The sequence below is a fragment of the Paenalcaligenes sp. GW821-LYS-B07-1 genome (genome assembly GCF_058803365.1).
The window spans coordinates 769,891-782,878 of record NZ_CM179516.1 but is presented as its reverse complement, the minus strand read 5'-3'; the positions used below and the strand labels follow the sequence as shown (position 1 = coordinate 782,878).

General features: G+C 48.1%; 12 protein-coding genes. 11 read left to right on the top strand and 1 reads right to left on the bottom strand.

Features of this window, described 5'->3' with window-relative positions:
* Positions 1-226 precede the first annotated feature (226 nt).
* From AC3QL0_RS03720 to AC3QL0_RS03695, 6 genes are all read left to right on the top strand, one after another.
* Complete coding sequence (locus AC3QL0_RS03720) at positions 227-1,804, top strand: SEL1-like repeat protein (RefSeq protein WP_493010139.1); 1,578 nt, start codon at positions 227-229, stop codon at positions 1,802-1,804.
* Between the two features lie 279 nt (positions 1,805-2,083).
* Entirely contained in the window at positions 2,084-2,371 is a 288-nt protein-coding gene (locus tag AC3QL0_RS03715) for a DUF5339 family protein (protein WP_493010138.1), read from the top strand.
* A gap of 656 nt (positions 2,372-3,027) precedes the next feature.
* Entirely contained in the window at positions 3,028-4,497 is a 1,470-nt protein-coding gene (locus AC3QL0_RS03710) for a phospholipase D-like domain-containing protein (RefSeq protein ID WP_493010137.1), read from the top strand.
* A 215-nt stretch (positions 4,498-4,712) separates the two neighbouring features.
* On the top strand, positions 4,713-5,225 hold the full coding sequence (locus tag AC3QL0_RS03705) for an ureidoglycolate lyase (RefSeq protein ID WP_493010136.1): 513 nt from the start codon (positions 4,713-4,715) through the stop codon (positions 5,223-5,225).
* On the top strand, positions 5,222-6,016 hold the full coding sequence (locus tag AC3QL0_RS03700) for a class II aldolase/adducin family protein (protein WP_493010135.1): 795 nt from the start codon (positions 5,222-5,224) through the stop codon (positions 6,014-6,016). Before AC3QL0_RS03705 ends, AC3QL0_RS03700 begins: the two co-directional genes overlap by 4 nt.
* A 21-nt stretch (positions 6,017-6,037) precedes the next feature.
* Positions 6,038-6,226 carry a 4-oxalocrotonate tautomerase gene (locus AC3QL0_RS03695; RefSeq protein WP_135863921.1) on the top strand — a complete coding sequence of 63 codons (189 nt, stop codon included), beginning with the start codon at positions 6,038-6,040 and terminating at the stop codon, positions 6,224-6,226.
* A gap of 95 nt (positions 6,227-6,321) precedes the next feature.
* On the opposite strand, the gene AC3QL0_RS03690 is transcribed toward AC3QL0_RS03695, so the two are convergent.
* Complete coding sequence (locus tag AC3QL0_RS03690; protein ID WP_493010134.1) at positions 6,322-7,233, bottom strand: LysR family transcriptional regulator; 912 nt, start codon at positions 7,231-7,233, stop codon at positions 6,322-6,324.
* A gap of 176 nt (positions 7,234-7,409) precedes the next feature.
* On the opposite strand from AC3QL0_RS03690, the gene AC3QL0_RS03685 reads away from it, so the two are divergent.
* The 5 genes from AC3QL0_RS03685 to AC3QL0_RS03665 are packed head-to-tail and all read left to right on the top strand — an operon-like array spanning position 7,410 to position 12,983.
* Entirely contained in the window at positions 7,410-9,026 is a 1,617-nt protein-coding gene (locus AC3QL0_RS03685) for an ABC transporter substrate-binding protein (RefSeq protein WP_493010133.1), read from the top strand.
* 39 nt (positions 9,027-9,065) lie between these two features.
* On the top strand, positions 9,066-10,043 hold the full coding sequence (locus AC3QL0_RS03680) for an ABC transporter permease (RefSeq protein ID WP_493010132.1): 978 nt from the start codon (positions 9,066-9,068) through the stop codon (positions 10,041-10,043).
* Positions 10,043-10,996 (top strand): ABC transporter permease, encoded by a 954-nt coding sequence (locus AC3QL0_RS03675; RefSeq protein WP_493010131.1) that lies wholly within the window; start codon positions 10,043-10,045, stop codon positions 10,994-10,996. Before AC3QL0_RS03680 ends, AC3QL0_RS03675 begins: the two co-directional genes overlap by 1 nt.
* Positions 10,996-11,988, top strand: coding sequence for an ABC transporter ATP-binding protein (locus tag AC3QL0_RS03670; RefSeq protein WP_493010130.1), 993 nt, complete (start codon positions 10,996-10,998; stop codon positions 11,986-11,988). Before AC3QL0_RS03675 ends, AC3QL0_RS03670 begins: the two co-directional genes overlap by 1 nt.
* Positions 11,985-12,983 (top strand): ABC transporter ATP-binding protein, encoded by a 999-nt coding sequence (locus AC3QL0_RS03665; protein ID WP_493010129.1) that lies wholly within the window; start codon positions 11,985-11,987, stop codon positions 12,981-12,983. The genes AC3QL0_RS03670 and AC3QL0_RS03665 overlap by 4 nt, the downstream gene beginning before the upstream one ends.
* Positions 12,984-12,988: the final 5 nt, after the last annotated feature.

Here is a 12,988-nt window from a genome sequence, read left to right as displayed (position 1 = left end):
CTGCATTTGGCAGTCTTTTTTTTCGTCTATTACACCCGTTTTACCGGCATTTAACAACGGGCATTACAGACCGAAAAAAACACAATACACGCTGTAACCTGCTGCGCCACTTTGTCATGTAGAAAGCTGAAGGGAAAACCGAAACCAAAGGTCACTTAACTCTGTTCATTAAGTTGCTATGATTGAGCCTTCTCGAATATTTGTTAAGCGACGACTGGAATTGATAATGAAAAAAACATGGGCGCAAGTTTTCACTTACTTGCTACTTTTCTTGGGCATCAACTCTGCGTCTCTAGCTGAGTCTATATCTTCTCTGACACCCGAGGATCAAGAGCTTTTTAAGACCGCTCAACTTGAAGCAGAAAAGGGCAATCCTATTGCACAATACAATCTAGGCCTTCTTTATTACGAAATGAACGACTACGAAAAGGCACGTGATTGGTACGAGAAAGCTGCTGAACAAGGACATACATCGGCGCAGTTTAACTTAGCGATTATGTACGACAAGGGTAGGGGCGTTCCTCAAAACGATACGAAAGCATTTGAGTGGTACAAGAAAGCCGCTGAGCAAGGCATTGCTGCCGCGCAATTTAACCTAGGGATTATGTACGAAACCGGTCAGGGCGCTCCCAAAAACGACACTAAAGCGTTTGAATGGTACGAGAAAGCCGCTGAACAAGGCATTGCTCCAGCGCAATTTAACGTAGGGAATATGCTCCGTAATGGTCGTGGCGCTCCTAAGAACTATACAAAAGCTATTGAGTGGTACGAGAAAGCCGCTGAACAAGGGCATACAACTTCGCAGTTTAACCTAGCGATTATGTACGACACCGGCCAGGGCGTTTCTCAAAACGACACTAAAGCGTTTGAATGGTACGAGAAAGCTGCTGAACAAGGATATGCTCAAGCACAGTTCAACCTTGGTGTTATGTACAAAACAGGCCAAGGCGTTCCTCTGAACTATACAAAAGCGTTTGAGTGGTACAAAAAATCCGCCGAACAAGGGCATAGTTCCGCACAGCTCAATCTAGGGATTATGTACGACATTGGTCAGGGAATTCCCCAGAACGACACTAAAGCGTTTGAATGGTACGAAAAAGCCGCCGAGCAAGGAATGGCTCAAGCACAATTTAACGTAGGTAATATGCTCCGCAACGGTCGTGGCGTTTCTAAAAACGATACTAAAGCTGTTGCTTGGTACGAGAAAGCGGCTGAACAAGGGGATGCTTCTTCACAGTTCAATCTAGCAACTATGTATGAAGCGGGCCAAGGCGTTCCTCTGAACTATACAAAAGCGTTTGAATGGTACAAAAAAGCGGCTGAACAAGGGAATGCTTCTGCACAGTTCAATCTAGGGGTTATGTACGATGTTGGCCAAGGTGTTCAGCAAAATAATACAAAAGCACTTGAGTGGTTCGAGAAAGCGGCTGAACAGGGGCATGCTTCCGCACAGTACAACCTAGGGGTTATGTACGACACGGGCCAGGGTGTTCCTCAAAACGATGAGAAAGCGCTTGAGTGGTTCGAGAAAGCGGCTGAACAGGGATATGCTTCTGCACAGCTCAATCTAGGAATTATGTATCACAGTGGTCAGGGTACTCCTAAAAACGATACTAAAGCGTTTGAGTGGTTCGAGAAAGCGGCTGAACAGGGGCATGCTTCTGCACAGTTTAATCTAGGTGTTATGTACGACACGGGCGCAGGCACCCCTCAAAACAGAGCAGCTGCAAAAGAGCTTTTCAAACAAGCTTGTGATAATGGACACGCCACCGGTTGTAATAACTACAACATCCTGAATCAATAAGCTTTCTGAGTAATTTCTTTTCGTCTTAGTAGTGCACCGAAGCCCCGTAATGGGGCTTTTGCTTTGTCACTCCACAACCAAACCATCATAAGACGCCTTGCTCTCTCACTTTTCAGCAACTCATTACAGACTTAACCTGCAAACAACACGGATACACATCGTAACTCTTAACCTTAATCGATTTTGCTTAAATTACACCCGTAAAAGTTTCAGGCTTTTACCGAGTCAATGCAAATCTCTGCAAAAACTCACTACTCACTTACTAGAATCAGGTAATTTATGAAAAAAATAATTTTGGCGGGCGTTATTGCATCTATGTCTTCGGCTACTTTTGCTGCTGATATGTCCCAAGCATGCACAGACTATTATGCAGCTATGGATAAATATATCGAGCAAATTGCATCTCACGACGCCATGAAAGGCCAAGTAGATATGATCAAAACACAATACGATGATTCCAAAAAAATGATCGAATCCATGCCTAAAGAATCACAAGACGCAGCATGCAACGCCGCTAATGATGCGATGAAGCAAGCTGAAGAGATGATGAAAAGTATGGGCAAGTAATCATTGAAGCACTACATGCAGAAGGAGAGTACTCTTTCCGCATGTAGTTCTTATAGCCATATCGCTATATGCGTAAACACACTAATAATAAAAACCTATATTCCATCCAGCTCTTTATGAGCAACCTCCCCATCACCTTAGGCTACAAGAGCGCCGCTAACGCTGGCCCAGCCTTGTGTGCACCATTACTTCCGTCCTCAACCTTACAGTAGAGTGCCTTACACGATGAACGGTACTAATAAACCTCCGTTTTTACTTAGGTTTATTAATTAAAATTACAAACAAACAATCAACAAAATACCAATTAAATAAAAATTAATAGACAGCCAAAAAATAATTGACAATCAATTAATAAAAATTTAGTTTTTACAATACTCAATAAGTTAGAAAACCACAGCCACCCAAAAGCCCCCCCCACTTACCAGCGGTAAGAAAATGCCTTCCTACTTACCAAAAACATGTTTGCTACAGGATCCACACCCTAGCTCGTCTACCTAGGCTCGCAAAAAGAACGCAACTTGTACTGAAAGCCCTCTATGGTGTTCACCTAAGTCCACAATTCTGTGTCTTAACACACTGGTATAAATCGCCACTTTCTTATACCCTGTACGACTTAGGTTCTTCACTCACACTCCCGTAGGTCTGCGCTGGCATCCATGCAACAACACATTTCTACCCTACACGAATTCCTGTCTGAGTACTGGCCACATATTGTTCTAACCTTTAGCGTGCTCGTTAGTGCGTCTGCTGCCGTTCACGCAGCCATGAACAAAAACGATGTGCGTGCTGCCATTGGGTGGGTGGGGGTGATCATCATGTCACCGTTACTGGGGCCTTTGCTTTATCTAATCGCTGGTATTAACCGTGTACGCCGCAGCCAAATCTATGAGCAGCGCGACAAAACCTTCAAGCAATTCATCAATTACCCCGCCCCTCCCGTCTCTGATATTGAAAGTTGTGCCGGCATACAGTTCCGTTCACTACATATATTGGGTGACAGGGTCAGCCGCTTTCAATTGCGCGATGGCAACCATGTGCGTTTATTAGCCGGTGGTGATGAGGCCTACCCAGCCATGCTGGAAGCCATTCGCAATGCCAAAAGCACCATCGCCATGCAGTCATACATTTTTGATAATGACCATATTGGCCGTATTTTTATTGATGCTTTAGCCGAAGCACATCAGCGCGGTGTCAATATACGTGTATTGATTGATGCAGTAGGTGCCAAATATTCGCACCCTCCTATTACACGACTGCTGCGTAAACACCAGATTCCTCATGCGCTGTTCATGACTAACCCACTGGGTTTCATGCGTATGCCTTACGCGAATTTGCGTAGTCACCGTAAATTGCTGATTGTGGATGGTAACCACGCATTCGCGGGCGGTATGAATATACGCGAAGTCTTCATGACAGAGTTTGGCAAAGAAAACACCGCCAAAGATACGCATTTCAGCATTGAAGGCCCGGCTATTTTGCAGTTGTTCTCATCATTTGCTCACGACTGGGAATTCACCACCAAGGAAGAGTTGCCCTATTCAGACTGGTGCGTGAAAGGGTGGAATGCCCCGCTGCCTCATGTGCCCGCACGTTGTATACGCTCAGGCCCAGACCGCTTTATTGGCAGCAACCACCATATGCTGCAAGGTGCTTGCGCAGTAGCAACTCGCCATATTCGTATCCAAAGCCCTTATTTCTTGCCTGATCAAGTGTTGATGGGAGCCATCAACACCGCTGCACGCCGAGGAGTGCAAGTCGATATAGTGATCCCCAAGAATAACAACCTGCGGTTGGTGGGTTACGCCATGATGGCGCAAATAGATCAGCTCATACATGCAGGCTGCCGCGTGTGGATGGCAACAGGCACCTTCAATCACTCCAAACTGGCGACAGTAGATGGTCAATGGAGTTACGTGGGTTCTTCAAATATGGACCCACGCAGCTTACGGCTGAACTTCGAGTTGGACTTGGAAATCTACGATGCCGACATTACGAACCAAGTTTCCAATCTGATTGATAATGAAATCGAGACTGCTGAAGCGCTCACGCTGGAACACCTGCAAAACCTACCTTTCCACAAACGTTTGCGTAACAGAGTGATCTGGTTAGCCAGCCCCTATCTGTAAATAACTAAGAGCAGGCACCAGTCTGCTCTTTCTCTTTATCCCTTCTCGCTTTCTCTGAGCAAATAGTAAAACCTTGTGCTGTATAGACTTGCACAGCACTAGTCAGGTTTTACAAAACACCGATAATACTAGGTTGGACAATGCCGTCAGGCCTTGTCGGCAGGCGGTGCGTCGCGCTTACCTGCCCTATACCAATAAGATAAAAGGAGATAAGCATGAGCCTAGTATTAAAACTGGAAACCCTAACCCACGAGGCATTTGCTCCTTTTGGTGAGGTCATTGAAGCCTGCGAGCATGCACAGCAATTCAGCATCAACGAGGGTAACACTCAACGCTATCACGACCTGGCTACTATTGATCCGGGTGAAGACGGTAAGGCTATTGTGTCTATTTTCCGAGGCCAACCCCGCAACTTACCGTTTACCATCACCATGATGGAGCGCCATCCTAAAGGTAGCCAAGCGTTTATTCCTATGTCTGGCCACCCCTACTTGGTTGTAGTCGCCCCAAAAGGTGACGCACCAAAACCTAGCGATTTACGTTTATTTTTAGCCAGAGGCGATCAAGGCGTGAACTATGCAACTGGCGTTTGGCATCACCCCTTGCTGGGTCTAGAGACTGTAGTGGATTTTATTGTGATCGACAGACAAGGCCCTGGCGACAACTGTGATGTCGTGACCCTAAACCATACAGCGCTCATTGCAGAGCTAGAGAGCTGTATCGCATGATGTACCCCACCGACCCTCGCACCGCACCAGGTAGCACGCTATACGCAGCGCGCCCTGCAGAAATTAGCCCAGTAGAGTGGCGAGCTCGTGTTGATTTGGCTGCAGCTTATAGATTGGCATCGCGTCACGGTTGGGATGATCAAATTTACACCCATATCTCATTGCGAGTACCAGACCGTGACAATGCCTACTTGATGAACCCTTACGGGTTCAGATTCGAGGAAATTACCGCGTCCAATCTACTGCTGGTAGACACGCTAGGCAATGTGATTGATGGCACCAACCGCCGAGGCAACCCTACCGGCTTTGCGATTCACGGTGCTGTGCACAACGCCCGCTCCGATGCACATTGCGTGATGCATCTGCATAACGACGCCATCATTGCCGTAGGTGCGCTAAAACAAGGACTGCTACCGTTGTCTCAACATGCCATGCGCTTCTGGAATCATATTTCCTACCATGAGTACGAGGGCCTAGCCTTAAGCGCTGCCGAACAGAGCCGCTTGTTGGCATCGTTAGGCGATAACGCCGCTATGCTCCTACGCAACCATGGTTCACTGACCTGTGGGCGCACGGTAGCTGAAGCCTATGTATTGATGTTTGATCTGGATAAATCCTGTATGACACAATTGGCAGCCATGGCCGCCTCAGACCAGCTCATACAGCCTTCTGAGGATGTGCTGCGCCAGACCCAAGCCAATTTAGCGCTAGGCCCCACACCAGACGGTGAGTTGGAATGGGCCTCACTCTTGCGTAAACTGCTACGCGAAGAACCCGATTTCAATACTTGATTTCACACACAAGGAAACACCATGCCCTCTATTACCGTACAACTTTTTGAAGGCCGTACTGTCGAGAAAAAACGTGAATTGGCTGAAGCGCTAACAGCCGAATCCTGCCGTGTTTTGGGGTGCTCCCCTGAAGCCGTAGACATCGTTTTCGTTGATGTAAAACGCGAAAACTGGGCAACCGGTGGTGTACTGTGGTCCGATAAAAAATAGCTCATCCACACCATCTAACTCACTACCGTAGGTGATCCCTTTTATACATGCGACTCTAGTGTCGCCTAAAACGGATCACCTTTGCCTTTAGAAGACTACACAGGAGCAGAAAGTCTCACCTGCTCTAAGTCTCTAATCATCATCGTAATAAACGCCTCTACAGCAGGCGGTAATAAGCGATCTTTCATCACTTGCACCTGCAAACTGCGGGCATGCATTTCCTTGTCCAATATAGGCACAGCAACTAAGCCCTGCTGCCCGAGTAAGTCTGCTACCGACACATAACTCGCAAATAAAACAGCCTCGCTATAACGCACATAACTGTGCAACGTTTGTGCGTAGTTGCTGTTCAACGCGGGCTTAATTTGTATGCCGCTAATATTACACGCCATCTCAAACATTTTTCGGGTAGAGGTGTCATGATCTGTCAGCGCTACTGGATACGCCTTTATTTCTTTCAGTGTTAGCTGTTTACGTGATGCCAAGGGGTGTGAACAACTCATCACCGCCAATGCCGGAGAACGTTGCACATAACGTACCGCAACATTGTCTACAGGCTTAGTGCTGAACGTAATTGCAATATCCGCATTACCATCTGCTACCCTACCTGCAGCCGTCGCTGCCCTATCTATCCATAAATCAAACGTAGTGTCTGCCCACTCTTTCTGAAACCCTGCGATAGTTTTGGGCACCAACTGATTAGCCAGACCTTGCGTACACGCAATGCGTATATGATTCAGCGCCATCCCTTGTAAGCGTGCAATTTCTTGCAATGTCGCGTCTGTTTCTAATATCTGCCGTCTTGCATGTTGCAGTAATAAAGCCCCAGCCTCGGTTAAGGCCATACCACGCACACCACGCTCAAACAATGCTGTTCCTACACGCCCCTCTAACATAGAAACCTGCCTACTTACGGCCGAAATAGCCACACCCAGCTTTTCTGCTGCTGCACTCAAACTGCCATACTCCGCTACTTCTACGAAGTATTTGAAAGCCAGACTTTGCATCACTCCCCCCTCTATTACCAATACGATGCCCTACTCTTTTTTGTTATTTTCTAATAAAAGCAAATCATTTGCTATTAATTACGAATTAGTAGAAACCATGATTGTTCATTCAACTTCACGACTCCTAGAATGCAAAGCATCATAAAACCATAGTGCCCTCTTTTTCCGGATACGCCATGAAGCTGAAAAACCTTACTTTTCTGACCTTGCTGTTTACAGCCTTTAGCGCCCCTGTTTCAGCACAAACACTGAAAATAGGCTTGGCCTCAGAACCTACATCTGCTGATCCTCACTATCACCAAACCACTCCCAACGAAGCGTTCTTGTCACACATTTTTGAACCCTTGGTGGCAATGAGTCCTGACATGGTGCTACAGCCCGCTCTGGCTGAGTCGTGGAAAGCCATTGATGACAATACATGGGAATTCAAACTGGATCCTAACGCTCGTTTTTCTAACGGCGAAGCGTTTACTGCCAATGACGTGATCTACAGCTTCTGTCGTATCTTGAATAATGAAACCGCCATTGGTGGTGGTGCGACTAACGTAGCTAGGCGCATCGTAGATATCCAGGCTCCAGACGCGCAAACCGTGCATTTAAAAACAGCCTCACCTTATCCTGTGCTGCCAAACGAGCTCGCTCGTATCCCCATGATCTGGAGCGGGATTGCCACCTTTGAGAACTTAACCTACACCCCTCAAGAAGGCTGTGGTGTGACGAGTACTTGGCCTACTGTGACTGACTTTAACGCAGGCAAACCCGTTATCGGTACTGGCCCCTACACCTTAAAATCGTACGTAAAAGGCGCTGGCATTACGCTAGAACGCAATGACAACTACTGGGGCAAAACCCCTAATCACTGGCAGACTATCCAAATGACCGCGGTGCCTGCTGCAGGCCCACGTCTAACAGGCTTGCTGTCTGGCGACTTTGACCTGATCGAGAACCCAGCTGCGCGCGATTTAAAACGCATCAGTGACAGCGGCTTTGAATACGAAGTTAAACCGTCTGTTCGCATCATGTTCTTCCAATTGGATGTAGGTCGTGCGCCTAGCCCTTTTGCAAAATCACCTAAGGGACCAAACGACAATCCACTGCAAGATGTGCGCGTACGCCAAGCGCTTTCCATGGCTATTGACCGCAAGACATTGGTTGACCGCATCATGGATGGCATTGCCACACCCGCTAACCAGTACTTGCCTGAAGGGATGTTTGGCAGCATCGAAGGAGCCCCTGCTCTGGAGTACAACCCAGCCCGCGCTAAAGAGCTGCTGGCCGAAGCCGGTTATCCCGATGGTTTTGAGTTGACCTTATCAGCAACCAATAACCGCTACATCAACGATGGCCAACTAACACAAGCCATTGCACAATACCTGAGCCGCATTGGTGTCAAAACTAACGTAGATACCATGACCAGTTCTGTGTATTTCCCTAGACGTGCTAAACAAGATTTCAGCGCCGCTTTGGGTGGCTGGGGCTCCGAAACAGGTGAGGCCAGTAACTTCATCCAGTACTGGGTCACTACACGCAACCCAGAGTTAGGCGTAGGCAGCAGTAACTACGGTGGTTACTCCAACGCTGAACTGGATGCCGCCTACCTAGAAGCCATTCGCACTATGGACGATGCTCGTCGCAGTGAACTGCTACAACAGAGTGTCAATCTAGCGTTGAAAGACATGGCACACATTCCTCTGCACTTTGAAAGTGGCGTATGGGCATTCCGTAAAGGGTTGACGTACGAAGGGCGTGCGGACCAACGCACGATGGGTACGGCAGCCAAGCCCGCCAACTAACCCCCTACTTGATTATTTTTAGCGTTAAGGGTTGATACCTTGTCTGTTTTCATTCTGCGTAGACTCTTGCAGAGCCTATTTGTACTGCTGGCAGTTTCTATCGTGGTTTTCTTCGCGGTGTATACCGTGGGAGACCCGATTGAGCTGCTAGTCAGCCCCAGCGCCAGTCAGGCAGAGCGTGAGGCTCTGATTGCGCGCTTGGGGCTAGACCTACCTATTTGGCAACAATACGGTAGTTTTTTCTGGCGCATGCTACATGGCGATTTGGGCATCTCCTTTGTACATGGTATTCCTGCCAGCAGCCTGATTTTGTCACGTTTCCCAGCCACACTAGAGCTGGTTATTGTGGCCATGTTCTTAACCTGTACCATCGGTATTCCATTGGGCATGGTGGCAGGTTTGCACCGTGAACAACGCGTGGGCAGAGGAATCTTAGCCGGTTCCGTATTAGGTTTCTCGTTACCAAACTTCTGGCAAGGTATGGTACTAATTCTGCTCTTTGCTGTATGGCTTGGCTGGTTACCCGCGTCAGGTCGTGGCCCCACAGTCACAGTGCTGGGTGTGCCGCTAAGTATCTTTAGCGCCGACGGGTGGTCTCACATTATTCTGCCTGCGGTGAATTTAGCAATCGCCAACATTGCCTTAATTTTACGTATGACGGCAGCAGGCGTATCCGAAGCCATGCACCAAGATTATGTGAAATTTGCACGTGCTAAAGGTATCAATCCCAATCGCATTGTGTACCGACACATTCTGCGTAACATCATGATCCCCGTCATTACTGTGATTGGTATTGAGTTTGGCACCTTAATTGCCTACTCCACCATTACCGAAACAGTATTTTCTTGGCCTGGCATGGGCAAGCTATTAATTGACAGTGTGTATCAGCTAGATAGACCCGTCATCGTGGCATACGTCATGCTGGTTACCCTGCTATTTGTGCTGATTAACCTGGTCGTTGACATTCTTTATGCCGTGCTGGATCCGCGCGTACAACTGACGGAGCAGAGTCACTAATGTCTAACCACTTACCACCATCAGTAGCTCCCAAAGAGCCTTCCGCCGCAACGCCGGAGACCATCAAGCGTATTCAGCCTCTGCTAGAAACGCCCAAGCGTTCCAAAATCTTGCATAGATTGCAATCTAGGCCCACGGTACGTGGATCGCTGATCGCACTTTTTGTGCTGATTACTTTGATTTTGGTGGCCCCTTTCTTCGCCCCTCAAGATCCTTATGATCTGCTGGCCTTAGACATACTCGACGGTCGCCTACCTCCCGGCTCTGAAAACATGAATGGCTGGACTTACTGGCTAGGAACAGACTCACAGGGCCGCGACATGCTTAGTGCTATTTTGTACGGTCTGCGTATCAGTTTGCTAGTAGGTTTAGGTGCGGTGTTTCTTGCCACTGTCATTGGCTCTCTAGCTGGTCTCATCGCTGCTTACCGTGGTGGCATCGTCGATACACTCATCATGCGTTTGGTGGACTTCATTTTAGGTTTTCCCACCATTCTGGTAGCTCTAGTACTGCTCTCTGTACTGGGCCGCGGCATAGATAAAGTGATCTTTGCATTAGTCATTGTGCAATGGGCACACTACGCCCGCATTATGCGTGGCCGTGTACTGCAAGAGCGTGGCAAAGAGTACATAGAAGCAGCCCGTAACTTGGGGTTCCCAACATGGCGAATCATGCTGCTGCATTTATTGCCTAACTGCACTGGTCCCATCATGGTATTTGCTACTGTACAGATCGCTACGGCCATTGTGCTTGAGGCCACACTTTCTTTCCTTGGTGTCGGTGTCCCGATCACCGAACCATCACTGGGATTATTGATTTCCAGTGGTTTTGAGTACCTGCTTTCAGGTGATTACTGGATCAGCATTTTCCCCGGCATTGCACTGCTGTTGCTGATTTTGTCTATTAATATCGTGGGCGACCGCCTGCGTACTAGCCTGGATGCACGTCACTAATGAACACTACTACCCCATTATTGGAAGTACGCGATTTACGTACTGCATTTCATACTAACGAAGGTGCTTGGCTGGCGGTTGATGGCGTTAACCTTAACGTCGAGCGTGGTGAAATTGTTGGTCTAGTTGGAGAGTCAGGATCAGGAAAATCGGTAACAGGTTTTTCTCTGCTGGGCTTAATAGACCCACCCGGCGAGGTAGTGTCTGGTGATATTTTGTTTAACGGGCAAAACCTACGAGATATGCCTGAAGCAGAATTGCGCCAGTTACGTGGCAATAAAATCGCCATGATCTTCCAAGATCCCCTGATGACGCTGAATCCAGTACTGCGCATTAAAGAGCAGATGATGGAAGCCATTCAGTGCCATTACCCAAAGACACCCATCAAACAAGCCGAAGCTCGCTGTATTGAAGCCTTGGAAATGGTGGGAATTCCTGCACCCGAAAAACGCTTAAACAGCTATCCGCATGAGTTTTCGGGAGGCATGCGTCAACGCGTGGCCATTGCTATTGCCATGCTAAACCATCCCGATTTAATCATTGCTGATGAACCCACCACAGCTCTAGACGTCACTATTCAAGGGCAAATTCTGTATCAGATGCAGCAGCTCTGTCGCGAGCATAACACTGCCATGATCTGGATCACTCACGACTTAGGTGTAGTGGCTGAACTAGCAGACAAAGTTGCCGTAATGTATGCCGGTCGTATTGTGGAGTACGGCAGCGTAGCTGAGATTCTTAACTCACCACGCCACCCCTATACCCAAGGCTTACTGCAGTCTATGCCTACCGCGACGCTTCCCGGTAAGCGTCTTAGCCAAATTAACGGTATGGCTCCTACGCTGACAGGCCGTGAGGCCGGCTGTACTTTTAGACCGCGCTGCCCGTACCAAACCAGTCAGTGCGCCACTGCTGTGCCGCCACAAACGTGGCAAGGCGATCGTTATTACAGTTGTTATGCCCCTATCTCTTCTACACAGGAACACGCATGACCTCACATCCTGCTATTGAAATCAGAGATCTGAGCAAAAAGTTCAGCAAAAAACCCGATTTAGTACAAAAACTGGTTGGGCTATTTGGGGCAAATGCCACTTCTCCTACCGTACATGCAGTCAGCAATATTTCTCTCTCAATACAGAAAGGGGAAGTGTTAGGTTTGGTCGGTGAGTCTGGCTGCGGCAAGTCCACCTTAGGACGTATGGTAGCGGGGTTGATTCGCCCCACTGATGGCAGCATTCACTACCAACAGCGTGATATCTCCACCCTACGTGGTGAGGAGTTGCTAGATTACACCTTAGGCGTGCAAATGATCTTTCAGGATCCCCAAGCATCGCTCAACCCTAAGCAAAAATTACATCAAATTTTAGGTGAAGCCCTAAAGGTGCATAAACTGGCCGCACCTGATCAGATTCCTGATCGTGTTGATGCTGCCCTTGCCGAAGTGGGCTTGGATAAAGAGTACCGTAATCGTTACCCCTATCAGATTTCTGGTGGTCAGCGTCAACGTATAGGTATTGCGAGAGCTCTGATGGTGCAGCCATCTTTTCTAGTTTGTGATGAGCCCGTTGCCGCGTTAGATGTGTCGATTCAAGCGCAGGTGATCAACCTGTTTATGGATTTACGTGATCAACGCAATCTCACTTATTTATTCATCAGCCACGATTTAGGTGTAGTTCGTCATATCTCTGATCGTGTAGCCATCATGTATTTAGGCCGCATTGTTGAAATCGCCCCTACTAGCGAGGTATTCAACCATGCCGCACACCCCTACACCCAGGCACTGTTGGCTGAAATGCCTGACATGTCCCGTCAAAAGCGGAATTTCACCCCTATTAAGGGTGAACTTCCTTCTCCGCTTAATCCTCCATCTGGTTGTGCGTTTCATCCGCGATGCCCACATGCAATGCAACGCTGCCGCGAAGAAGCGCCGGTACTACGCTCATTAAATAGCCAACACCAAGCAGCCTGCCATCTTTTGGATGCCTGACCACC

Bases quoted from the DNA above. Each gene is read 5' to 3' on its own strand.
- AC3QL0_RS03705 (WP_493010136.1), top strand. From the start codon at position 4,713: ATGAGCCTAGTATTAAAACTGGAAACCCTAACCCACGAGGCATTTGCT.
- AC3QL0_RS03695 (WP_135863921.1), top strand. From the start codon at position 6,038: ATGCCCTCTATTACCGTACAACTTTTTGAAGGCCGTACTGTCGAGAAA.
- AC3QL0_RS03665 (WP_493010129.1), top strand. From the start codon at position 11,985: ATGACCTCACATCCTGCTATTGAAATCAGAGATCTGAGCAAAAAGTTC.
- AC3QL0_RS03710 (WP_493010137.1), top strand. From the start codon at position 3,028: ATGCAACAACACATTTCTACCCTACACGAATTCCTGTCTGAGTACTGG.
- AC3QL0_RS03685 (WP_493010133.1), top strand. From the start codon at position 7,410: ATGAAGCTGAAAAACCTTACTTTTCTGACCTTGCTGTTTACAGCCTTT.
- AC3QL0_RS03720 (WP_493010139.1), top strand. From the start codon at position 227: ATGAAAAAAACATGGGCGCAAGTTTTCACTTACTTGCTACTTTTCTTG.
- AC3QL0_RS03715 (WP_493010138.1), top strand. From the start codon at position 2,084: ATGAAAAAAATAATTTTGGCGGGCGTTATTGCATCTATGTCTTCGGCT.
- AC3QL0_RS03670 (WP_493010130.1), top strand. From the start codon at position 10,996: ATGAACACTACTACCCCATTATTGGAAGTACGCGATTTACGTACTGCA.
- AC3QL0_RS03700 (WP_493010135.1), top strand. From the start codon at position 5,222: ATGATGTACCCCACCGACCCTCGCACCGCACCAGGTAGCACGCTATAC.
- AC3QL0_RS03690 (WP_493010134.1), bottom strand. From the start codon at position 7,233: ATGCAAAGTCTGGCTTTCAAATACTTCGTAGAAGTAGCGGAGTATGGC.
- AC3QL0_RS03675 (WP_493010131.1), top strand. From the start codon at position 10,043: ATGTCTAACCACTTACCACCATCAGTAGCTCCCAAAGAGCCTTCCGCC.